Raw genomic sequence first — 22,429 nt, forward strand, 5'->3', positions numbered from 1 at the left:
GAAAGATAGATCCAGATAAAACCAAAAGGTCGAACATCATTCGATAAGGTTCTATTCTACTTCCTCGTTATTATGTCGAGAATAAATGCCGCGCGTGTTGATTCGTTATCAATCACAAGCCAACCCAAAAGGCCTCGTCGTTACGAGGCCTTTAATTCCTATCTATAAAGAGACGTGACCTATGCCATTTATTGTTCACTTTCAAAGAAATGAATCTCCATATTGCTAAACAGCCGCTAATGGTTTTTGGCTAGCTTTTGATTGATAAACAGTGCAGATAAAATGATAACCAACGCTAACCATGTTGTGGGGTGAACAGACTCATTCGCAAGTAATACTCCGATGAACACACCCACAGCGGGTACAAGATAGTTCGTCATTGAAGTAAATACTGGCCCGGCGTTTTGTATGCTCATCATATAAAGATAATAAACAACACCTGCACACATCACCCCTAAGTAAACCAAAGAAAACACTGATGAAGCGCTAGGCTTAACGCTGACGATTGGCGAAGTCAAAACCGCAATTAACATCAGTTGAATGCTCGCCATACAAAGTACATTTCGTGCAACAATCAATGGATGCTCATCTTTCACTCGATTAAGTAATAGAAGTGCAATAGCGAAGCACACCGCTGCAACCATAATGGCAGTGGCACTTATTAAATTGATATCACCAGTATTCAATAATAGCTCTGGGGAGAATAAGACCAATAACCCACTAAAGCCGACGATGACACTTACAGCGTTTCCCTTAGTTATTCTTGCATCTTTTATAAAAACAGGTGCTAGCAATAACGCATAAAAAGGTAGTGTGCCCATAAGTATCGCCGCAATTGAACTGGATAAGTTCTGCTGTGCCCAAGGAACAAGAACAAAAGGGATCGCAGCTTCTAATAGCCCTATAAGAGCAAAAAGCCCCCACTGATTGCTAATGCTTTTAACTCTTATAAGGTTACATATAACAATAAGTGTCATTGCACCTAGCACTGCTCGAAGTGTCCCAACCCAGACTGGAGAGAACCCTTGAAGTGAGATTTCTTGAAAAACAAATTGGGAACCCCAAATTAGCCCAATAGCGATTAACGTTAAATAATTTTTTAGCATGTTTAATATTGCCCAGAGGAATTAATCTGATGAAAAGTAAAAATGAGATGTGCTAAAAAGGTTGCCTTATTTATTACTACTCGACATTTCAGATTTAAAGGCCACAGCATCGACTTCAATTAGCATGTCATGTAACGCAAGTCTAGGAACTGGAATCAGTGTACTCGCGGGTAAGCGCTCTTCAGACCAACGTTTGAGCATTTCTTCACTCCAGATATGCAGTTTATCTGAATCATGCTCAACGATTAGAACGATAATCTTCACGACATCGCTAAAATCCATCTCATGAGCCTTCAAAGCAATATCAAGGTTAGATAATACAACCTGGACTTGACGACGAAAGTCTTCGACCAATTCATGTTCTAGCCCTTCACCACCGCTTTGGCCTGAAATAAAAACAAACTCTCCGTTCGCGGAGGTCTTCACCGTACGACAAAAACCAAAAGGAGTTGGGTTAAAAAGTTTTTCAGGATTATAAAATTTCAATCTTTTACGTGACATTCTGTTGACCTATTAAGCTGTGTTTTTAACGTTAGGGAGTGTAAAACTTCAACTTAACTTTAAGTCAACAAACAATTTTCATTAAATCAGTTATCTATGGAGGCAACCTAGCGTTCACCCTATCATTCGATTAATCTTATAAGTCGTTATGTCCATAGAGTTTTCTTATGTCTCGAAGCCAACGCCTCTTTGATTTGCTTCAATTATTGCGCTGTCACAAATATCCGGTGCCTGCCGATCACCTTGCTCAAGAACTGAATGTCAGTACACGTACCATCTATCGTGATATTTCGACGCTACAAGCACAAGGCGCGGAAATCGATGGCGAAGCTGGTGTGGGGTACCTACTTAAACCTACCTTTACTCTGCCGCCTATGATGTTCTCCTCAGAAGAACTAGAAGCGTTGCGACTCGGTGCCGAATGGGTCGCTAAGCAAGCTAATGGAGAATTCAGTGAGTCGGCTAGAAATGCGATTGCCAAGATCTCGGCCGTGCTCCCTTCAGACCATCAAGCTAAACACAGTGAAGATATCATTCGTGTTGCTTCAATTATTGGGGTTGCAGATTTAGGTTTCGAACTGTCGGAGATAAAGTTAGCGATTAAGCAACAGAATAAAGCGCAAATTCACTACACAGACGCCGAGGCAAAAGTCAGTTCTAGGGTCGTATGGCCTATGCTAATCGGCGTATTTGAAAACTGTTATGTATTGGTCGCTTGGTGTGAAACACGCAGTGCCTATCGGAATTTCAGGATCGATAGAATTAGCAAATGGGCCACACTGAAAGAAAAGTATCCGAAGTCGCGGAATGGCTTACTCAAAGATTGGCAAAGCATGGAAGGGATTTCAGACAAAGTGATTCGCTACTGACAAAAACTGTCACTAGTTAGAGATATATTCCTGTGGTCCAAAGAAGCAACACACCAGATAACCTAACTAGGATCAGCTATGTTTACTATCGATTCATTTGTCCTTTATGTCACTGACATTCACCGCAGCATGGATTTTTATTCCAAAGCCTTTGATTGTGAACCAACACTGCTATCACCAACGTTTGCTGCCATAACTTTTGCAAGCAACGTGAAGATCACCCTCAAGCAATCTGACACTCTTACGCCAACAAGCAAAGTAACTGGTGGCGGCACTGAGCTATCGATAGCATTGACAGATAAACAAGCTCTAGAAAACCTCTATAAAGAATGGAAAGCAAAAGAAATCCAGTTCGAACAATCACCAGAAGAGTCCGTGTTTGGTATCAACTTTGTCGCGATTGACCCAGACGGCCACCGCATTCGAATCTTCGCCTAAATGAAAAGAGCAAGCGACACTGCCGTTGCTTGCTCATCTCATCTCATCTAGGCTCATCAGCCAAAAAGAACTAACCGAAGTCTATCGTCAGTAACAATCGAGCTTCTTCAGATGAAGTCACAGGCGAACGGTGGACAATGCCTCTGTTTTCATTACCGCTCCAACGCTCTCCTTTCAATAAAGCCACATCACCAGCGGCCATTTGTTGGATGTCAGATTCATCATTGTATAGGCCAGATGCTGCATCTGGCTGGCCATTACTTCCACGACCGAGTTTAGAACGGTCAACCGCATCATTCTCTAACCATTGAGTCGCAATACCATGATAGGTTGTCACTAATCGGCAAGGTACTTGGTCAAAATGAAAGCGAGGACACATTGCCTTATTAAGTACAGCCAAGCGGAGACCAACTTCTTCAAGCTCAAACAAGCAACAGAACATGTCCACCAGCTCAGCCATATTTTCTAGCAGGGCTTTTGAAGCCGTTCCGTCTGTAGCGAATTCCAATTTGTCGAAAGCATTTCCAGGTGACACGCTAACAGACTTACTAAAATTAGGGTTAGCCGCAATAAACTCATTGATTTCAGACACAAAACTCTCATCAAAGTTACGCTGCCATATCGCGACATTAATATCATCTTGGTAAATGTCAGCCAACACTGTCGGGGATGAAGCTGCACTACAAGATGGATTTCGGCCCTTCAGTCCTTTATGAGATAGCGTTCCATCAATACTTGACGATTGATTACTACTCGTTGCCAAAGGTTCAGCTAAAACGGCATTCATTATCTCATCTCCTTGCTGCGCGCTCGTATTCTCTAGAAGCAATATTGCTGTTTACTTAAACAACAAACCAAGGAAATGTTATAACATAACAACACGCATTCAAACAACTCAGGAGATCATGGTTCCATAAGTACCAGTATACGATGAATCCCCCTACCGAATTTAGTGAGTGGATTAGAGAAAGGCTTCAATACATCACGAGCGCTAAACGATTCTGAAATCCATGACATCAGTACAAAGTTTGCCTTCAGCGCCAAACTAGCAAAGCAATCCGGCTTTGCTGGAGTGCAAATACACGGTGCACATGGCTACCTTGTCAGCCAATTTTTATCTTCAAGACACAACCAGCGTGACGATAAATGGGGAGGTTCACTGGAGAACAGACTTCGCTTTGTGATCGATCTGTACCGTGCGATTCGTAAAGAAGTTGGAAAAAGTTTCCCCGTCGGAATCAAACTTAACAGCGCAGATTTCATGAAAGGCGGCTTTACCGAAGAAGAATCGTCGCAAGTGGTTCAAGCACTGAGCCGTGAGTGTATCGACCTTATTGAGATATCCGGAGGTACTTGTGAGAGCCCGTCGATGATGGGTTCCAAGAACAAAAGTGAACCTGTAAAATTAAAGCGTGAAGCGTATTTCTTAGATTATATGGTCAAGGTGAGAGAGTTAGTTAGCACACCTCTGGTGGTAACTGGTGGCTTTAGAACAGCACCGGCAATGAATGACGCTCTGCAGACATCAGCCACTGACTTCGTTGGGATTGCTCGAACAATGGCAGTAGACCCTGACTTCCCGAATAAGTTAATGGCAGACCCAGCTCACGGAATGCCATTAGACGTACCCACAACAGAAAAACTAGCACTGGACAGAATGGCAATGGTCGGGTTGGTTTGGTATGAACATCAAATGGGGCGAATTACCGCGGGAAAAGACGCAGATCCAAAACTTAGCGCACTCGGAGTCGTGGTCAAAACCCTTCTAACCGATGGCTGGCACGCCTTTAAAAAGCGTCGCGCATAATGCATTTATTAGCCTGCAATACGTGCAAAACACCTTAAAAGATGTCGTCGGTGTCACATGTCGTTACATAGCATGACCCCTTTAGGCTTTACATCTCAGGCGAGGTAAACAACAATCCCTGAGAATAAATCCATAACACAATGTATTTAGAGATTATGAGTAACACTGAAAACAAAAAATCGAGTCCTCTTTTTGAAGTCGTATTTAACGTCCTTCTTCCGTCATTCATCCTTATGAAGTTCAGCGGAGAAGAGCACCTCGGAACTGGCTTAGCACTGCTTGTCGCACTCGCCTTCCCTATTGCTTACGGTGGTATGGAACTAATCCGCAACAGGAAGTTTAACTTCATCGCAGCACTTGGCTTTGTCAGCGTGTTACTAACTGGTGGCATTGGTTTCTTCGAGCTAGACACGCGTTGGTTGGCTCTAAAAGAAGCCTTAATCCCTGGCTTAATTGGTCTAGCGGTACTCGGTTCTACCTTTACTCGCTACCCATTCATCCAAAAAGTGATTTTCACGCCTGCATTGCTGAACATTGCTTTAATTGAAGAGCGTTTAAAGCAATTTGGAAACCAAGCTAAATTTGATCGTTGCCTAATGACATCAAACTACATGTTCGCTAGCACGTTCGCATTCTCTTCTGCGATGAACTATTTCCTGGCGACTTGGATTGTTACCAGCCCTGCTGGTACTGCTGCGTTCAATGAAGAACTCGGTAAATTGACTCTGTATAGCTACCCTGCGATTGCGATTCCAAGCTTACTAATGATGTTAGGTATTTTTTACTATATCTGGCGCCAAGTTCGCGACATGACCTCACTAAAGACCGAGCAGATTTTCGTCACCAATAAATAATATCGCTCAAGTCCGCTCGAACAACCTATCCCAAAGCTCAGCCTTTTCGCTGGGCTTTGCTTTATCTATCACCAAGTAAAACGAATAACTCAGGTTGCAGATAATTGGCACGATAAAGACTCACCCAATCCCTCAAACTCTAAAATTCGTGATCGCTCTTTTACTATTCGTATTTAAAACCCAAAAATCATAAACTTGCACCAGAAAGAAAGTTGGTGATTTTCTAAACGATCTTGTTCGTTACTTAACAAAGCTCTACACAATTACTGACAATATCGTACTTAGTGTTGATAAGATCACTCAAGCTAGGTGCCAAAGGTAGACACCAGCCCTACTCACTAAGGAATCAAGAATATGAACAAATCTCAATTAGTTGAACACATCGCTACATCTGCAGACATTTCAAAAGAACAAGCGGGTAACGCGCTAAATGCACTTGTAGAAGGTATTTCAACAACACTTGCTAACGGTGATGAAGTAGCGATCCTTGGATTTGGTGGCTTCAAAGTAAACACTCGTGCCGCTCGCACAGGTCGTAACCCACGCACTGGTGAAGAAATTCAAATCGCCGCATCTAAGACACCAGCATTCAAAGCGGGTAAAGCGTTAAAAGAGGCGTGTAACCTTTAAACTAGCGCCTTAAAACGCAGAACGATCAGGAAAATGACGATGACTACGCCAAAGGAAAAAGCCAAAAGAAGTCCCGTTAAAAAAGCAGGTAAATCAACAGAAGAGCAAGCACCTAAGACTCGACAACGTATTGAAGAGCTTCTAGAAGAGCGTGAACTGGCCAAGCTGTTAGAGCTTTAATTAGCCCTGCGTTGATAACAAGCGATAGATAAACAATGCCACTGTATCCTTGCAATGGCATTTTTGTTTAACCATCGAGTACCAGTCAACTAGCTGTTTAGAACTGTACAAAATCCACACACTAAGTAATTGCTCCCATTACATTGTCATACATACCCATACATACCTAAATTTCACTTTTCATTATCATCGCAGCCTTGATGTTTATGAGTGTAAAGAACGTAAAACCCAACGCAATGTGTTCGGGGGATGCTTCTTCTTTTGAGGTGATTATGAATGTAGTTCGTATGGGAATTGACGCTAATGTCCATAAAAACAAGGGCAAGTACAAAGCGATCGCTAAGTTTACAATTCGAGCATTGTTTTATTACTCAGATACGAAAAGAATGAATGAGAATTTCAACTCTGATGAGAGAAAACTCTTATTTAAAAAGCAACCGAATTTCCTATCTAAGTTTGTCACACCCTACCTATGCAATGGCTTTAGCAAAAAGCAGAAAATTGAAATTTTATCAAAGCATTACGATTGGTTTGAAAATACGTTCAACACTCCAGCTCGACACAATATTTACAACGAAAAAATCAACCTTTTAGAGCTAGAAATTGGTGGACAAGCTTACTTACTGAACCTCAGCTTTGAGCGCAATTCAAGAAAAGAAGGCGAGTTAACGCTGTCTCTGACTGATTCACAATTGAATAAGATGTACACCCTTTCATTCTCTGTCTTTAACAATGATATCTACATCGGTGGTGTTCAAGGTGGCGCAAATGACAACGGGTTCAGCCGAGCGTTCACCAAAGCCTTTTACGGCTTAAGACCTAAGTCATTCATCGTCGAAACACTAAGACTGATTGCTGCGGACTTGGGGATCACACACATTTACGCAGTCAACGAAGCCAGTCATGTATATAATTCATTCCGCTATGGAAAGAAGAGTAAAGATATCACTCTAAAATATGATGAGCTTTGGGAAGAGCATAACGGAGAGCAACACAGCAAGTGCTTTTACGTATTGCCTTTGCGCGCAACAAGAAAAGATCTTGAGCCGCTTAAACGCCAAAAACGAAAACTATATCGCCAACGTTACGCTTGGTTAGACCAATATGAAGAAAATCTCAGAGCCGCTATTAACCCTTACCTACAGGCTCCTATCACGTTAAACGTAGATTTAGCGAAAACAAGTTGAGAGAGTGTAAACTCGCCACACCTTCTTAACATCCGCAAATAAGTAACATGTGACACAAAAAAGCCTCGTATTCACGGGGCTTTTTAACACGTCCCCATAATCCCCCCTCTTCACTAATTCACGCAGTTTCAAAGCCCTGCATCTTCAATCTAGAGAGAAAAACAAGATAAGAAGCAAGTTCAACGTGATGTTTTTCAACCACCAACCAGAACTATATTGATAACATTATACTAACAAAATCACAACTTTTGAGCATCACGTTGCATATATATAAATCTTAGGACAATTCATATTGCAAGACGATCTTATTTATACAATTAATAGAACCGAGCCCAAAATAGGCTCATTAATTAAAACCAATAACGGAGATTATAAAATGATTAATTTTGAAAACGTCATGGCTGATTTTAATGGTCCAGAAAGCGAAGAACTAAACTTATGTGAATTAGATTGGGGTGGTTCAAACAACAGTAATGATCGTCGAAACATGATCGCTTTTGAAGACCAAGAGTAACTAAAACTAACCTGCTAGCTTTATATTAGCTAGCAGGTTATAGGAGGATAATATGTATTTTTCACTTGGTTCAAACACGGTAAAAAAGAATTTTCTAGATCTCCATTCAAGAAAAAATGACATCAACGGCTTAAATCAAGAAAATGCTAAGCAACGCCTTAAAGATTCGTATATACAAACAATATCGCAATTCATACCGATAGCTCTGGATAACATTACAAAAGATAATCAGATACTTAAGGTAAATGAGCCAGACCTATGCAGTGATTTATCTACAGGTTATAACTTGTCAAAACTCGACGACTTATCTCAGTCAGATATTATATCTAACTCAACATATAATGTAAGTTCAGAAGAGATGGCCGACTATCTAGTCTCTCTAGACTATCTAAAAAAGTTATCACCTGACCTCCATGAAGTTTTCGAGTTGGCGATTAATGTCTTATTTTTTATGCGCTCAGATCAAGCAAGTGGCGGAAGCACCTCTGGTATGCCGGGTGTTATTTGGGTAAACCCTAAAGCACATTGGTGTATAAATAACCGAGTCGAGTTCCTCGTTCATGAATTAACACATAACCTCTTATTTATTGAAGAACTGATTAGAGGCCTTTATTCGTATGAAAATATGTATAAGGAAGAGAACTGGACTCGTTCTGCAGTCTTAAATAAATCTCGCCCTCTCGATAAGTCATATCATAGTGCAGTTGTAGGAACCGAGTTACTCTTATTTCGACAAGAGTTATCAGTCGTACCAGAAGAATATTGTGCTCACCCGCCAACAGAACAACTATTAGCGCAAACACTATCATCGATCCAATCTTGTTTAGGATCCCATTTATTGAAACCAAGAGGGAAAGAGATATTAGAAGTGTGTTATGCAAAACTGGAGAAAATATGAGTTTTTCTGAGAAGGAGCAAGCCTTCATCGGTGCCCTATTGGTCAACAATCGGCTTTCTAACAAGACCCAGCTGATGCGGTCACTAGACGGAGACAGCTACCCCATAACCGACCATATAGAGACATTGTTGTCCGGTGCAAGAATGACTAGTGACAGGGCTAGGTTTTTCCGCAATGGGACCGAACAAACTGAATTAGTCTCCACCAAAGGCATGAATAAACATGGGAAAACCAATCACTATATAAGAAACGATAAGCTACACGACCAGTTTCTTGTTGGAGGTACGTTTGCTATGGACTCTATTGATGAGTTCAAAGGCTACTTTTCATCGACGACTCGGCAACTTAGCGAGCTTCTTCATTGTGAATCGTCAGCTAACTTATATGTTTCTTACGGTTCAGTCAGCGGATTTGGATACCATAAAGACGACCACCATGTGTTGGTCAAACAACTGGCTGGTCAGAAGCGCTGGCGATTTGGCGAGAGCCAAGACGATATCGTACTCAACGAAGGTGATCTCCTCTTTGTTCCTAAAGGCGTTGCTCACAACCCCGTTTCGGAATCACATAAATCGTTCCATGTGACTTACAGTATTGTTACGCCTACGCTATCGGACTTCTTAAAGTGGGCGTGCTTACCTGCACACCAGACAAGGCTGGATAATGTTAGTGCGGAAGACCCTATAGCGCTTAAGGAGGAGATCGAGTCGTTACACGCTAGTTTCCTTAAATACAGAAAGAACAAAGCACACGCCTTTCGAAATTACAGCACTAAGCGGATATTCCCTATATGAAGTTTGAATCAGTAAGGTCTACTGCGCTAAGCCTGTTCAATAAGCACGCTTGGTTGGCAATCTCTTTTGCGGGCATACACCAGCTATCTATCGCAATCTCTGTTTACGCATCCGTTCAAATCATCTACGAAGTCAACAGTGTTGGCTTCGACAGCGTTGATTTCAAACTTTGGGCAGTTGTTTACTTGACGTGTATGTTGCTGCCTTACTGTGTGTCATATTTCAGTGACATATCTCGGGAGGCGTGGTTATGCTCTGCACTGGATGACTTTTGGTCTGCTGCCACAAGGATCTACGGTTCGTGTACCAACAAAACCGACACCGATAACATCAAAGGTATTCTGGTCTCTCAAGGTAAAGAGACCATCATTAGCTTTATTGGTTATTCATTTCATTCTATCTCTGCACTACTAAATTTCAGCTTGAGCTTGTTAGTGATTAGCGTGGTTTTAGATTTTCGGTTTGCTCTTTCAATCCTGATCAGCGCGCTCTTTATTGCTGCCTACAAGGTCTACATATCCAAAAGAATGCAGTGGCTATCGGAGACTCGAAATACTCAAGGCTCAATCCTTACCAAGAAATTATCGGCCATCCATGAAAACTATCATCATGGCTCGTCTATTAATCGTGACAGTTTTCAGAGTGATACACGTCTGAGAACCGAGGGGTATCTTTCATCTCGAATGAAAGAGGCTCGCTGTAAATACGCTGCGATGCTGGTCACTTCTTTATTCTCGCTCTTACCCACCACTTCTTTGGTCGTGCTTTTGCTGTTTTCAGCTCAAATAGATGCAGCGATTAAACTAGGGATTGTGGTAAACCTGACTCGTATCTACCATCTGCTTGCTTCGGCAAACGAATTAGTATCGATAATTATCCTGCTACCTAATATAAAAGGGCAGCTTAGGCTACTCACAAAATTTAATGACATTAAAGCACCATTTAAAATAGATACGCATACTATTGAACTCAGAGATAATCAAACCAATAAACCAGTGAGTACAAATGAGCTTCAGAGCTATCGTAACGGCTATCTATCTGTTATTGGTTCGAACGGTTCTGGAAAAACCACTTACCTTAAAGACTATCAACGAAGTTCCGGTGCTCTGTATTTCAATCCCTCGTACCGCGTATGTTGGCCTTGGGAGTCGGAGCTAAATAAAGAGGATATTTCCGACGGAGAGTACACCAAGAAATGCCTAGATTGGTTACTCAACCATACGCAAGAGACGCTATTGCTTGATGAATGGGACGCCTTTTTGGATAAAAAGAATAAAGCCGAATTGGAAGAGAAGATTGAATCTGACTCAAAGACTCGTTTGATTCTCCAGGTTCGTCAATAAATTAAGCCTCGTAACGGATAACATTAAAGTAGAGCACTTCCAAAAACGGAATTTTAGCTTACCGGCTATAGGCTGATATCGCGTTGACGATGCCGTTTGAGAAGCGCATGCTTTTATTTCGAGCAGAGTCGTTCTTGATCGTTTTAATAAGCAAACCGAAAGAAAATGTGCTCTGTGTTACGTGTCTAGTTGAGTGGCGAGTTAGATGAATAAAGTTGTTATGTTAGTAATGGGGATGCTTTTTACCAGTCGATTGTTCGCCAGTATCGCGCCCCATGTTGAGCAGTTAGAACACGACGCGCCTATCCTACTCCGCTCTGCGTTGATCGTTTTTGTAGCCGCTTATGTAATTTGGACAGGCGTTAAAAATTTCAAAAAACGCAAAACCTCAACGCTGGAATCAGAGCAGACTAACAGCTAATACCTTCCGATATATATCGCTGTCTCGGTTAGTTGTCTGCAAAATACTCGACCAAAATTTTACGCCACATGCGAGACTCCCGAATTTGCAACAGAGCGCGGTTAATCTCTTCTTCGAAAGGGTTGTTTTCCGTCATGATAAAACCGTAATTCTGTTTCTCTAGCTGATACGGTAACACCTCTAAACCTTCAAATTGGCCACTCATTCTGCCATTCCCAATCATGTATTTAAGCACTACATCGTCGGCTACAATGGCGTCAACTTCTCCTTCTTCTAAAGCGCCCAAAAGCCTTGGCATATCGACATAGTTCTCATGTCTGATACCAAAGCTAGTCAATAGCAGAGAGGAAGTAGTCGCGACCTTGGCACCTACTTTGACATTCGCTAGGTCATTAATACCTTTGATCTGAGAAGATCCTTGGCTGAGCGTAAGTTTACTCGCTAACACAGCAGTAATACTGGCAATGAAAAGCATACTGAATACGCCAATAAACACGGTAGCAATCCGCCCCGTTAAACTCTTAAATTCAAAGTAATTAAATGGACCTCGAGTAATGAAAAGTAAACCGAGAATAAAACTCTCTAGCCAGCGTCCAGTTCGGCTTTTCATCGAATAGAGCTTCTGGTTTTCACCGTGTTCGAGCATATAGAAAAATGCACCGATGACTCCTGCAATAAACACGACCACGCCAATGATTAACCACAAAGCTGGGTTGAAGAATATCGAGTGTAAAGTTTCAATATAGCCTTTCTCTTTCACTGCGATAGCAAGGTGAGTTTCGTAAAACGAATGGGAAAAATCAGCAAAAATCTCTCGCTCTGGAGTGATTGAAATACAGGACACTCCTATGTCTATCTGTTCTGATTCGATGGCATTGAGCAACTCATCGAGTGGACGGTTTTCTATCGTAAACTCAACATCCATATCTTTGGCGATCTTTTCCCACAGCTCAATACTGAGGCCATCCCACTCATTATTCATCGAACCAATAACAAAAGGAGGACAAGGGTAAACTCCAACTTTAAGTGGTGCTGATGAAGTCATTGAGCTAAAGAAAGGGAGAAGTAAGAGCGAGAAAACGGCACAAAATCTAAGTGCCAATTTGAAGAAATTTTGCATCAGCAGCCCTCCAGAATGGACAGCAATGAATTGAATCGAGTGCAAAGGTTCGCTTAACGAACACACCTTAGAATCTTCAGAAGTGAAAAAGAGTTTATGATGAATTCAATGCTGCCCTAGCATTTATAGTTGCTACTTTAACTATAGAGAACCCTATTTATTCTGCAAAACATTGGAGCTCGCCCTAATACACAAACTGATTTTGTATCGATGATCCTTTCAGACCGCTAAGATAGAAGAAACACTAGCCTAGGGCACTTCAAAACGTGCACTTACCGCTAGGTGGTCAGATAAATCCCAGACACCCCACATGTCATCGTCAAAATTGCGTAACACTTCAATTTTGCTGGAACTCGCCATCACGCTGCCATTATTCGAATACAACAAATAATCCAAACGTTCTTGGGCTGATTCATCACTGCCGGATAGGTTTTGGTTCACAAGCGGATCGTAACTATAGGTCAATGAACCATTTAAAGGCGGCTCTTGCAAATCCAATACTCTAAGCATTTGAGTAAAATCGAGCGGAAACTTGTGCTTGGCGATATTGAAGTCACCACCGAAGATAACAGGTTCATTGTCCGGTAAATCTAACTGCTCCACAAAGGCTAAGATTTCACCGACTTGCAGCATTCTTATATTCCGATGTTCGCGAGAATTCCAAGACCCTAGATGCAGGTTAAACAAGTGATATGGGCGACTATCTTTTATTATCTTGGTGTAGAGCACCCCTTTATCTGCCGCGCAATCGGTCCCCCGACAGTTATCAAAGACATGTTGTGCCTGTTCAACAATGGGATATTTACTATAAGTAATAACACCACCATCGTAGGTATTACTGCCACCACCATCGAGTTTATCACTAACGTACTGAAAGTGGCGCTGCATGTCCGCATTTAAACGTAGCTCATTTTCTCGCCTGAACACCTCCTGCATAAAAACCACGTCGTTGTTCTTAACCGCTTCAGCAATCCGTATATCCCTATTATCCATATACTGCCCAACATGAGGGAGCAGCCATACATTATAGGTAATTATATTTATACTATTGGTATTAGAAGGTTCATCTGGGATATCCTCATCTACAACAAATGTTATATCGTCATAACCTCCTGTGTAGCTAGCCTTGTAGTAATACTGGTAACTGCCTTTAAAACTGGCGTGAACCGTTCGATCGCTTTCAAACTCCCCCATATGTGTCGTCTCCGGGTCAACTAGCGAAAAAGACATGTCAGATCCCCATACAGTTCCTTTTAGCCTAACGACTGGAGTAAGGTATTCGTAGCCTAGGAATATAAAAAAGTAATAGTCTTTGCCTGATTCTATCCCACTATATCGACTCAGGTTAGCAACCTCAGCATAGCTATAAGGCCTAATGTGGTTAACGTCGGTTGAGGTCATAATTTGCTCATTTCCCGATATAATTAAGCTAAGATCCTCACTAGTGTTGTTCAAAATACGTATGTTCGTTTCTGCTAGGATAACGCTACAGAAAAACAACAAACATACTGATGTCGCAGTTATCAATTTGGTGGTCATAACTTCAGGCTACTCTTTTATGTGTCGTACTCCAAAAATTATCAGACTCTAGTTTAATATTGAACACAAAAAGAGATAACGATTACATTTAGTAATTTAATGAGTTTGAGTATGGTAGGCTCATAATAAATGACCGAAACTTGCTGTACATTATTACGAGTGAATTAATGATTGACACAAATTTGATGTGAACAGCACCACCAATTGTTATAATATAACATTAAGTCAATTAACTATTATGCCCCATGAAACAGCTATTTATTCTAACCAAGGTACTCAGCTGCCTCTCTTCACGATATCTAAATCGTTTCTCAATACGATCATGCTCTGTTAAGCCTTTACCACTTTGGTTAGCAATACTGACTTTTGCTCCTAATCTACAAGCACATCCCCACTCTTGGATCGAAATGAAAACTCACATTGAGGGCGAGAATGGCGTTATCACCGGATTCTCAATGGAATGGTCTTTTGACGCCATGACCTCGATGTACATGCTGGATGGTGAAGAGGTCTCTCCGGAGAAAGAAGAAGAGACATTCAAGAACCTAGCGGCTTCAGTGATTAAAAACATGATGTACGAGCATTACTTCACCTACTTCTACGATGGTGAAGAGCCGATAAAATATCAGGTTGCTGAACATGCGAAGTTCAAGCGCGATAAATCCAAAATGGTACTGACATTCGATCTGCCTCTTTCAAAACCTAAGCCTGTAACACGTGATTCGCTACGTATGCTGATTTTTGATCCAAGTTATTTTGTCGATATGTCGTGGATCGCCAGTGAAGACGTGACGTTATCTCCAGAGCTCGCAAGACAATGTAAGTTAGAAATTATCGAGCCGAACCCAACACCTGAGCAAATGAGTTATGCGATGTCGTTACCTGCCGATGCCGATCCAGACAACACATTAGGTCAGCTGTTCACTCAGTCGGTCGAACTTCATTGTGCCACGGTTCCTGGAGCTTAACCAAGGCGGTTTATTTTTACGATTAGGCGTTTCGACAGTTAAGCGTCTGAGCATTTAGTCTCTCGAACCATCGAGAAAACGATTTCTAATAAAGGTGCTTTAAATGAAGAAAAATCAATTAGAAACAAAGTACTACCTTATGGGCGTCACAGCCTTAGTACTTGTTGCAATCGGTGCATACCAGCTGTGGGTTATGTGGCCATCACTAGTCATATCCAGCATTCAATGGCAAAGAGAAGTTAATTCAGAGCTTGCTGATCTGCTATACGAGGCAAAGTCTAACCCTTGGGGAGCGGGCAGCTACCTTATCGGGTTCAGCTTTATCTACGGCATGCTGCACTCACTCGGTCCGGGACACGGCAAGGTCATCGTTTCGACCTACTTAGCCACTCACCCAACAAAAGCAAAAACCAGCTTAGTTCTGACTGTCATCTCTGCGTTTTTACAGGCATTGGTCGCGATCCTATTAGTAAGCGTCTTGCTATGGGGCTTTAGCGCCTCTATGCGAATGGTGAACGACAAAGCAAACATGTTTGTCTCATTGAGTTTCGCGTTAGTCGCGGTAGTAGGAACATTGATCTGTTGGAAGGCTCTTAAAAACATCTACACCACATTACATAAGCCAAAATTGAAAGTGAAAATGATCACCACATTAGCTGCCGATACGTCTTCGCCAATTTCAGTCCAATCACCAATGGCGCTCCGCTCATCAGTACCTGCTGGCTCAATGATGTTGACCCCGTCAAACGCATTACAACCTGCAGAACACGCGCACGCAGATCATTCTCATGCCGACTGTGGATGCGGCCACCAGCATGTTGCCGATGCACACGCGATAAACAAAGCTTCAACACTGCGTGAATATGCGGGAATCATCGTTACTATTGGCGTAAGGCCATGTACAGGTGCAATTATGGTTCTGCTTTTCGCAAACATGGTTGGCTTATATTGGATGGGTGTTGTCAGTGCCTTTGCGATGGCGATTGGTACCGCGTTCACAACGTCAACGATTGCCATCATGACACTAACTGGCAAGAATTTGGTAAAACGCTATTTGATTGCAGGAAATAAGAAAAACAGTGCGTCACTCAAAGCCGCAGGTCACTACTTACAACTGTCTGGTGGTGTCTTACTTATCTTAATTGGCTTATTGCTAATGAGTGGGCCAGACAGCGGTATGTCGCCAGTGTTTACTATGTAACTATAGGGTCGCTCTAACACGGCTAGAAACTACGTAACACTTCCACAGACAAAAGACCTCTTAGGCCAGAGGTCTTTTTACTTCGCAGCACAAACACCCTTTAAGTTTATTCAAACGTTGCATCGCTAATAGTATGAATACCGTTTCCAGTATCATCGATTTACAAAACAGAGCCAAAATCTTTAAATAAAAGCGGTGAAAAGCGATACAATAACCAAGTTGCTAAATTGCTGCGTGGGACACCTACCCACCGAAAGTCCATTTACAGAGAACCTTAAAGTAGCCATACATGTCTAAAGATTCCGGTTTCACCACAGAATACACCCTCGACAAAGCTTTCTTCGCTGAGTGTTATGATCAAACGAGCGTACCAACTCAATTCCCTAAAGCGTATTTGAAGGCGTTTTTGTTCCTTCTTTTTGGTTGGGTTCTACTTGAATTTGAACTATTACCAAGCGGCTACGTTGGCTGGTTCTTCATTGTATTGAGTGTCATTGAAGCGTTCAGCGTGTATTGCAAACGAACCTGGTGGTTGTGGCGACAAAGAATCAGCTCTGGCGCTGGTAGTAAAGTAGTGTTTAAAGGTGACTTAGATGGCGTAATTTACAAAAACTATAAGACCACCAACACAATTAAGTGGAGCCAGATCGACGAGCTTGAACAGACCGATCTCGGCTTTATCATTCATATTGGGAAGCAGCGCCAATACGTGAGTAAGTCGTGCTTAAGTGACGATGCGATTACTTTCATGGTTGAACAACATAAAGCGTCAAAAGCTAACTAACATCAATGTATATTGGCCCCATATTGACAAGGCCATAACATAGCCTATCCTTAAAAGTCAGATACTAAACTCTCTACTTCAGTAGAGCTCACACGCCTCTCACCATTTAACCAAACCTGATGCTTAAACTTGAACAATCGCTTTATCATAGTGATAAATATCGAACAAAAACCGATGTAATTATCAATGATTTTGGCAAAAACTAACTTATACTGACAATACTATGTTGTTCTCCACATAATACTAAAATCACTGATATCTAATTCCATACCCTACCAGTTCAATACAAAATGATTACTTAACTAGGTTCTCTATGTTTGCAAATAAAAAAAATAGCCCAACATATCTAGTATGTCTTTCTTTTGTTCCTTGTGTCTTAGCCCTGACTATTTTGTATCTCTTTTTTGGCCGTTCACTGGATCAGCAAGCAAACCAGAAAGCAACGAGTATTGTTCAAAAGGTAGATGAGATTCTTGAGTTTGGTAAGGAGACCAACAGGACTGCTTTAAAGCTATTACAAAACTCTAATGGCTGTGAAGATGAGGCCCTAGCTCTCAGACACATAGTAGCAACCACACCTTACGTTCGGAGTGCCAATCTAGCGAAAGACAATGTAATCTTCTGCACCTCTATCTGGGGTGAAGGACACTCGACCTACGACCCCATAGCCTTTAGTTCAGGGCAGTTACTCTTACTCAACGGAAGTAAGGTCGACTATACTAATCCGGTTATCGTAGTGAGGTCAACCTCGGCTGAAAATTCTGCTTTAAGCGGCGTTGATAGCCTATACTTAAGAGAATTGCTCACGTCACACACCAAGTTGCGGTCATTTATTACAGTAGGTGATAAGTGGCTTAATAGTAAAGAGTTGACCGTAAAAACAAACCCAGCAGAAAAGCTTATCTCTTGGCATCAAGTGTCATCAGAACAGTTTCCTTATAGCGCACATACAGGTTTCACTTACCCTAGTATGCTAACGGCATTCTGGACCGAGGATAAACAATACATTGTAGCCATTATACTGCTGCAAACTCTGTTTGCCCTTTATCTTATGTGGCTATCAAGACGTCCCTCTAATCTGTACCTAGAAATCGAACGAGCAGTGCAAAGAAAAGAGTTTGTCCCATACGCTCAACCGATTGTGAATAGTAAAACTCGTGCAGTACAAGGCATAGAGATTCTTTTGAGGTGGAAACACCCACTACAAGGTATCGTGAGACCAGATCTTTTCATTCCTAAGGCTGAAATCTCTGGTCTTATTGTACCTATGACACACCAATTGATACGGCTCACTGCTATGCAAATTAAGCCTTTCATAGACAAGCTACCTAATGATTTCCATGTGGGTATAAACATCTCACCCCAGCACTGTTCAAAAGGCAAATTACTGGAGGCGTGTCAGGAATTTATCGATATTATTGACAGTGACGACGTTACTCTAGTTCTAGAACTCACAGAAAGAGAAGCGCTAAACTACTGTGATTTAACCGATGATATTTTCAGAAAGATCAAAGCGCTCGGATGCAAGATAGCAATAGATGATTTTGGTACAGGTCACTCCTCATTGGTTAATTTACAAAAAGTAGACCTTGACTATTTAAAGATTGACCAAACCTTTGTCCGAGACATTGGCGTTGACACAATCACAGGCCACCTACTTCAACACATGATCACCTTATCGCACGATTTATCTCTAGATGTCATCGCTGAAGGCGTCGAAACAGAGCATCAAGCTGATTATTTAAAAGTGCGAGGGGTCAATTATTTGCAGGGCTTCTTGTTCGCTAAACCGATTCCACTTGAAGAGTTTTTGAAAAACCAAATAAGACGTTGAGGTTAGGTAAACAAAGCAAGCTAAGAGCACTTGTCTACTGCTTTCAGCTTCTAAAATATGCATCAACCTCTACTAAGTAACTCAATAAATCTCGCCGGGCTTCTTCCTGTCATCATCTTAAACATGTGAATAAATGATGATGGGGAGTCATAACCTAGCTCAGAGGAAATCCCGCTAACACTTTTACCCTTTAGCATTTCATCAATGGCGACATGGACAACGAGCTGAGTTTTCCATTGTCTATAACTTAAGTTAGTGTCAATACGTATAATTCTTGACAATGTGCTTTCTGAAACGTTTGAAAGCAATGCAAACTCTCGCTTGTCCATACTGCATATTGACTTAATTCCTACCGAAGATATGCACTGAAGCACACGTCTATCATGAGGCATAGGAGCGCTAGTAAACAGCCGTCTAGCGCTTTTCAGACGGTGAAAGACCAAATCAACGAGTAACTTTTGGCCACCCTCATCATTACTTGTTGGAGTTCTTTCCATCTCAATTAACAGCGATTTTAAGAAAGAATTGATCTCCACAAGCTGAGCTTTGACTGAGCAAAAATCAAAGATCTCTGAAGGCATGTAAAGGCTAACAAGTTCTACGTTGCTCAACGTTCCTACCGAATGTCTAACGCCAGCCGGAATCAATACTCCCTGCTGAGGAGACACAAGCATCCTCTCCTTGGATCTGTCTAAATACAAAAACAACGCACCTTCTTTCGCATAAAGCAACTGAACCCATGCATGGCTGTGTGCCTGAACATTTACCCCTTTGGGAATTGAACGAGCGACCACTTTGCATTCGCTGCATAAGTTTTCAAATGACTCTTTCGAAGGTGGATAGGTTGAAATCATTGTTGATAAATATTCTCTATTGATTGACATATATTCGATACCGCCTCCATTAGTTGCTCAACTAATCTAGGCGCTACCGGAACCGAACTTGCATTACATTACCATATAAAACAATAAGATAAACAATCAACCTAATCACATTGACTCCTATCTTATTTGGGAAAACACCTAAATCAGAGTGGTTCCGGACTCTTTGTCACTCAAACGAAAAACCGTTTAAAGGAAAATATTGTGAGTACACATACCTCAAAAACAAAAATCACAACCGCTAAGATAAAAAGCATGAAAGGAAAAGGGCGAATAGTGTCACTCACTGCCTATACAAAAAACATAACGCAACTAATGGATCCTTATGTCGATCTTATTATTGTTGGTGACTCGCTAGGCATGGTGGCTTTTGGCTTTGACTCTACATTGCGAGTTACCGTAGAAATGATGATTTCCCACGGTTCAGCCGTAGTCCGTGGTGCCGAAACATCTTGCGTAATAGTAGATATGCCCTTTGGAAGCTACCAGGAATCGAAACAATTAGCTTATAAAAATGCAGCCAAAGTTATGGCTCAGACAGGTGCCCAAGGTATCAAAATCGAAGGTGGCCCCGAAATGCTCGAAACAGTGGAGTTTCTAATTCAAAGAGGTATACCGGTAATGCCTCATATTGGCCTATGCCCTCAATACGCCAACGTATTAGGTGGTTTTAAGGTTCAAGGAAAAACACAACACCAAAAGGACTACCTCATCGAAACAGCACGAAAATTCGAAAAAGTTGGAGCATTTTCATTACTTGTTGAAGGCGTCGATGAGCTTACAGCTCGAGAAATCACCCGATCTGTATCGATACCGACTATTGGTATCGGAGCTTCACCCGAATGTGATGGTCAGGTGCTAGTGACCGAAGACATGCTTGGTTTGTTCACTGAATATACACCTAAGTTTGTCAAAAAATACATCGACCTAAGCCAGCTGATCAAAACATCATTTAGTGAATATGAACAAGAAGTAAGAAATGGTGCATTCCCTACTCTTGAGCACTGCTTCGATTAGTTTGCCTGTTCATTAAAACTCTGGATGCGGAAAATATCAGCGCTAGATCAAACAAAACGTGTATATATCGGCCGTTTTTCGTTCAAATATCACACTTTCCCAATTACAAATTTGCAACATCCACAACATAATGTTCATATTCAACCGTCTGCATAACCTTGTAGAATATCTTTACTATGAAATAAGGGCTTTTCATTTGTAATGATTCTTCTCGTTTGTATTTGCCACCCTTCGGGGTGGCCTTTTTTTATTAAAGCCTCAGGTAGTTATTATGTTTTCTCAAGTGCTCACCCCGAACTAAATCTACGAAACTATCAATAAAAACTCTTATCTATTAATGCTTTACACACCTTTAGGCTATCTAATATCCTATTAATTTGACTAAAAGTGAGGACTTATCATGTTAAAATGGACCATATTATTTTTACTACTCAGCACCACAACTTACGCAGCGGCTTCACTAGATCCATTAGGCAATGGAAATATTCTTTAGTATTTAAGGACTCACTTAACTAATTAAGTGTATTGCACTAACACATACAACTTGCGAAAAAATAAAAACAAATCAGCAAATTATAATTATGACATTCCTAGCTGTTTTACTTAGATAACAATGTTTCAACCTATTCGCTGTATACCCAACCAATAATAAGCTCACTGGCTATTTACTTGTCATCCTTTAAATATGTATCAGAGCATTTATAGCGCTAAACTACTGCTCACTCTCCCAATCTCATATACATTGACTCGAAAATGCCTACAAAATTTCATAGCTTATTAAAAAAAACGTAAAAATGCTGCGTAAAAAATAAGCCAAAAATGACTGACTAAATACCTCAGAATAATTCATTTATAATGAAATCACACATCATAATATGCAACCGTCTACTCACAAGTAATCATTCAGCCTATCATTTTTAAAACTTTATTTTGCACAGCTTGCAGCAAATTAGAAAGAACTATAATGAGCTACTCTTTAACAAGCCGACAAAGGTATTTAAACAAAACGTCCTAACTTACTCGTATTCGTTCCAATATTTGAATACAAAGTAATTCCACTCAGGATCACTAACCGATCGCAACAACACACCTGATTCCAATGTTGGTTTCAGACAAAAAAAAGTGACAATTAAGTTAGGAAGAAATATCAACACCACGATTAAGAGAAGAAGTCCGGTCATGAGCACAAAAAATATAAAAAAACACACTATTTCAATCGCAGCAATACTCTCTATGGCCCTTACCGGGTGTGGCGGCGGCTCAAGCAGCGGAGGTTCAAACGGTAATGGTCCAATTGATCCGGCACCACTCGTTAGGCTTCCTGCCCTCAAGTCTCTGAGTATTCCCCAAACCAATTTTCAGACAATTAAGCCCTCTAATTTTGACATTGAGCAAGCAAGTAACACGCCATTAAACGCGATGGCATACAACAATTTACAAGGTTATGCAGACGGTTGAATATGAACATTATGTTGTGGATGTTGCAAATTTGTAATTGGGAAAGTGTGATATTTGAACGAAAAACGGCCGATATATACACGTT

Annotated in this window: 23 protein-coding genes and 1 pseudogene; 18 read left to right on the forward strand and 6 right to left on the reverse strand. The window is 41.3% G+C overall.

The window, feature by feature from the left end; genetic code table 11:
• Nucleotides 1–236: 236 nt before the first annotated feature.
• Together A3712_RS16660 and A3712_RS16665 are read right to left on the reverse strand one after the other, a co-directional pair.
• On the reverse strand, nt 237–1,106 hold the full coding sequence (locus tag A3712_RS16660) for a DMT family transporter (protein WP_063524341.1): 870 nt from the start codon (nt 1,104–1,106) through the stop codon (nt 237–239).
• A 66-nt stretch (nt 1,107–1,172) separates the two neighbouring features.
• Nucleotides 1,173–1,607, reverse strand: coding sequence for a RidA family protein (locus A3712_RS16665; protein WP_063524342.1), 435 nt, complete (start codon nt 1,605–1,607; stop codon nt 1,173–1,175).
• A 167-nt stretch (nt 1,608–1,774) separates the two neighbouring features.
• Between A3712_RS16665 and A3712_RS16670 the strand changes: the two genes are divergently transcribed.
• Nucleotides 1,775–2,476, forward strand: coding sequence for a helix-turn-helix transcriptional regulator (locus A3712_RS16670; protein WP_063524343.1), 702 nt, complete (start codon nt 1,775–1,777; stop codon nt 2,474–2,476).
• Between the two features lie 78 nt (nt 2,477–2,554).
• Complete coding sequence (locus A3712_RS16675) at nt 2,555–2,914, forward strand: VOC family protein (RefSeq protein WP_063524344.1); 360 nt, start codon at nt 2,555–2,557, stop codon at nt 2,912–2,914.
• 70 nt (nt 2,915–2,984) lie between these two features.
• Here A3712_RS16675 and A3712_RS16680 read toward each other — a convergent pair whose 3' ends face one another.
• Entirely contained in the window at nt 2,985–3,701 is a 717-nt protein-coding gene (locus tag A3712_RS16680) for a DUF1826 domain-containing protein (protein ID WP_063524345.1), read from the reverse strand.
• A gap of 159 nt (nt 3,702–3,860) precedes the next feature.
• Between A3712_RS16680 and A3712_RS16685 the strand changes: the two are divergent.
• The 10 genes and pseudogenes from A3712_RS16685 to A3712_RS16720 form a co-directional block, all read left to right on the forward strand.
• Nucleotides 3,861–4,721: pseudogene (locus A3712_RS16685) on the forward strand (oxidoreductase); the annotation flags it as partial.
• A 155-nt stretch (nt 4,722–4,876) separates the two neighbouring features.
• Entirely contained in the window at nt 4,877–5,575 is a 699-nt protein-coding gene (locus tag A3712_RS16690; RefSeq protein WP_063524346.1) for a VC0807 family protein, read from the forward strand.
• 354 nt (nt 5,576–5,929) lie between these two features.
• Nucleotides 5,930–6,205, forward strand: a complete 276-nt coding sequence (locus tag A3712_RS16695) for an HU family DNA-binding protein (protein ID WP_063524347.1) — start codon at nt 5,930–5,932, stop codon at nt 6,203–6,205.
• Nucleotides 6,206–6,244: 39 nt separating this feature from the next.
• On the forward strand, nt 6,245–6,385 hold the full coding sequence (locus tag A3712_RS27880) for a hypothetical protein (RefSeq protein ID WP_197465851.1): 141 nt from the start codon (nt 6,245–6,247) through the stop codon (nt 6,383–6,385).
• 272 nt (nt 6,386–6,657) lie between these two features.
• Complete coding sequence (locus tag A3712_RS16700) at nt 6,658–7,572, forward strand: VirK/YbjX family protein (RefSeq protein WP_157618794.1); 915 nt, start codon at nt 6,658–6,660, stop codon at nt 7,570–7,572.
• Between the two features lie 376 nt (nt 7,573–7,948).
• Nucleotides 7,949–8,086, forward strand: a complete 138-nt coding sequence (locus A3712_RS27450) for a hypothetical protein (protein ID WP_157618795.1) — start codon at nt 7,949–7,951, stop codon at nt 8,084–8,086.
• A 52-nt stretch (nt 8,087–8,138) separates the two neighbouring features.
• On the forward strand, nt 8,139–8,984 hold the full coding sequence (locus A3712_RS16705; protein WP_063524348.1) for an aKG-HExxH-type peptide beta-hydroxylase: 846 nt from the start codon (nt 8,139–8,141) through the stop codon (nt 8,982–8,984).
• 74 nt (nt 8,985–9,058) lie between these two features.
• Nucleotides 9,059–9,778, forward strand: coding sequence for a JmjC domain-containing protein (locus A3712_RS16710; RefSeq protein ID WP_197465852.1), 720 nt, complete (start codon nt 9,059–9,061; stop codon nt 9,776–9,778).
• Complete coding sequence (locus A3712_RS16715; RefSeq protein WP_063524350.1) at nt 9,775–11,121, forward strand: hypothetical protein; 1,347 nt, start codon at nt 9,775–9,777, stop codon at nt 11,119–11,121. Before A3712_RS16710 ends, A3712_RS16715 begins: the two co-directional genes overlap by 4 nt.
• A 205-nt stretch (nt 11,122–11,326) precedes the next feature.
• Complete coding sequence (locus A3712_RS16720; RefSeq protein WP_063524351.1) at nt 11,327–11,542, forward strand: hypothetical protein; 216 nt, start codon at nt 11,327–11,329, stop codon at nt 11,540–11,542.
• Nucleotides 11,543–11,570: 28 nt separating this feature from the next.
• Here A3712_RS16720 and A3712_RS16725 read toward each other — a convergent pair whose 3' ends face one another.
• Together A3712_RS16725 and A3712_RS16730 are read right to left on the reverse strand one after the other, a co-directional pair.
• Nucleotides 11,571–12,662 (reverse strand): transporter substrate-binding domain-containing protein, encoded by a 1,092-nt coding sequence (locus A3712_RS16725; RefSeq protein ID WP_063524352.1) that lies wholly within the window; start codon nt 12,660–12,662, stop codon nt 11,571–11,573.
• A 249-nt stretch (nt 12,663–12,911) separates the two neighbouring features.
• Nucleotides 12,912–13,892 (reverse strand): sphingomyelin phosphodiesterase, encoded by a 981-nt coding sequence (locus tag A3712_RS16730; RefSeq protein ID WP_231891834.1) that lies wholly within the window; start codon nt 13,890–13,892, stop codon nt 12,912–12,914.
• A 554-nt stretch (nt 13,893–14,446) separates the two neighbouring features.
• Between A3712_RS16730 and A3712_RS16735 the strand changes: the two genes are divergently transcribed.
• From A3712_RS16735 to A3712_RS16750, 4 genes are all read left to right on the forward strand, one after another.
• Nucleotides 14,447–15,169, forward strand: a complete 723-nt coding sequence (locus A3712_RS16735; protein WP_063524354.1) for a DUF1007 family protein — start codon at nt 14,447–14,449, stop codon at nt 15,167–15,169.
• Nucleotides 15,170–15,272: 103 nt separating this feature from the next.
• Entirely contained in the window at nt 15,273–16,370 is a 1,098-nt protein-coding gene (locus A3712_RS16740; protein ID WP_063524355.1) for a nickel/cobalt transporter, read from the forward strand.
• 289 nt (nt 16,371–16,659) lie between these two features.
• Nucleotides 16,660–17,154: a YcxB family protein gene (locus A3712_RS16745; protein WP_063524356.1), complete on the forward strand. Its 495-nt coding sequence runs from the start codon at nt 16,660–16,662 to the stop codon at nt 17,152–17,154.
• A gap of 313 nt (nt 17,155–17,467) precedes the next feature.
• Nucleotides 17,468–18,988, forward strand: coding sequence for an EAL domain-containing protein (locus A3712_RS16750; RefSeq protein WP_063524357.1), 1,521 nt, complete (start codon nt 17,468–17,470; stop codon nt 18,986–18,988).
• Between the two features lie 62 nt (nt 18,989–19,050).
• Here A3712_RS16750 and A3712_RS16755 read toward each other — a convergent pair whose 3' ends face one another.
• Nucleotides 19,051–19,872 carry an AraC family transcriptional regulator gene (locus tag A3712_RS16755; RefSeq protein ID WP_063524358.1) on the reverse strand — a complete coding sequence of 274 codons (822 nt, stop codon included), beginning with the start codon at nt 19,870–19,872 and terminating at the stop codon, nt 19,051–19,053.
• Between the two features lie 201 nt (nt 19,873–20,073).
• Between A3712_RS16755 and panB the strand changes: the two genes are divergently transcribed.
• Both panB and A3712_RS16765 read left to right on the forward strand, forming a co-directional pair.
• Nucleotides 20,074–20,886, forward strand: coding sequence for a 3-methyl-2-oxobutanoate hydroxymethyltransferase (panB, locus tag A3712_RS16760; RefSeq protein ID WP_063524359.1), 813 nt, complete (start codon nt 20,074–20,076; stop codon nt 20,884–20,886).
• Nucleotides 20,887–22,065: 1,179 nt separating this feature from the next.
• Nucleotides 22,066–22,344, forward strand: a complete 279-nt coding sequence (locus tag A3712_RS16765; RefSeq protein WP_063524360.1) for a hypothetical protein — start codon at nt 22,066–22,068, stop codon at nt 22,342–22,344.
• Nucleotides 22,345–22,429: the final 85 nt, after the last annotated feature.

This window comes from Vibrio sp. HI00D65, from assembly GCF_001635455.1.
In the GTDB taxonomy this organism is placed as follows: domain Bacteria; phylum Pseudomonadota; class Gammaproteobacteria; order Enterobacterales; family Vibrionaceae; genus Vibrio.

Coding starts and splice junctions, on each gene's coding strand:
- A3712_RS16695 (WP_063524347.1), top strand. CDS start 5,930: ATGAACAAATCTCAATTAGTTGAACACATCGCTACATCTGCAGACATT.
- A3712_RS16720 (WP_063524351.1), top strand. CDS start 11,327: ATGAATAAAGTTGTTATGTTAGTAATGGGGATGCTTTTTACCAGTCGA.
- A3712_RS16675 (WP_063524344.1), top strand. CDS start 2,555: ATGTTTACTATCGATTCATTTGTCCTTTATGTCACTGACATTCACCGC.
- A3712_RS16725 (WP_063524352.1), bottom strand. CDS start 12,662: ATGCAAAATTTCTTCAAATTGGCACTTAGATTTTGTGCCGTTTTCTCG.
- A3712_RS16690 (WP_063524346.1), top strand. CDS start 4,877: ATGAGTAACACTGAAAACAAAAAATCGAGTCCTCTTTTTGAAGTCGTA.
- A3712_RS16710 (WP_197465852.1), top strand. CDS start 9,059: ATGCGGTCACTAGACGGAGACAGCTACCCCATAACCGACCATATAGAG.
- A3712_RS16765 (WP_063524360.1), top strand. CDS start 22,066: ATGAGCACAAAAAATATAAAAAAACACACTATTTCAATCGCAGCAATA.
- A3712_RS16745 (WP_063524356.1), top strand. CDS start 16,660: ATGTCTAAAGATTCCGGTTTCACCACAGAATACACCCTCGACAAAGCT.
- A3712_RS16735 (WP_063524354.1), top strand. CDS start 14,447: ATGAAACAGCTATTTATTCTAACCAAGGTACTCAGCTGCCTCTCTTCA.
- A3712_RS16660 (WP_063524341.1), bottom strand. CDS start 1,106: ATGCTAAAAAATTATTTAACGTTAATCGCTATTGGGCTAATTTGGGGT.
- A3712_RS16705 (WP_063524348.1), top strand. CDS start 8,139: ATGTATTTTTCACTTGGTTCAAACACGGTAAAAAAGAATTTTCTAGAT.
- A3712_RS16680 (WP_063524345.1), bottom strand. CDS start 3,701: ATGAATGCCGTTTTAGCTGAACCTTTGGCAACGAGTAGTAATCAATCG.
- A3712_RS16755 (WP_063524358.1), bottom strand. CDS start 19,872: ATGTCAATCAATAGAGAATATTTATCAACAATGATTTCAACCTATCCA.
- A3712_RS16715 (WP_063524350.1), top strand. CDS start 9,775: ATGAAGTTTGAATCAGTAAGGTCTACTGCGCTAAGCCTGTTCAATAAG.
- A3712_RS16670 (WP_063524343.1), top strand. CDS start 1,775: ATGTCTCGAAGCCAACGCCTCTTTGATTTGCTTCAATTATTGCGCTGT.
- A3712_RS16730 (WP_231891834.1), bottom strand. CDS start 13,892: ATGTCTTTTTCGCTAGTTGACCCGGAGACGACACATATGGGGGAGTTT.
- A3712_RS16740 (WP_063524355.1), top strand. CDS start 15,273: ATGAAGAAAAATCAATTAGAAACAAAGTACTACCTTATGGGCGTCACA.
- A3712_RS16750 (WP_063524357.1), top strand. CDS start 17,468: ATGTTTGCAAATAAAAAAAATAGCCCAACATATCTAGTATGTCTTTCT.
- A3712_RS27880 (WP_197465851.1), top strand. CDS start 6,245: ATGACTACGCCAAAGGAAAAAGCCAAAAGAAGTCCCGTTAAAAAAGCA.
- A3712_RS16700 (WP_157618794.1), top strand. CDS start 6,658: ATGAATGTAGTTCGTATGGGAATTGACGCTAATGTCCATAAAAACAAG.
- A3712_RS16665 (WP_063524342.1), bottom strand. CDS start 1,607: ATGTCACGTAAAAGATTGAAATTTTATAATCCTGAAAAACTTTTTAAC.
- A3712_RS27450 (WP_157618795.1), top strand. CDS start 7,949: ATGATTAATTTTGAAAACGTCATGGCTGATTTTAATGGTCCAGAAAGC.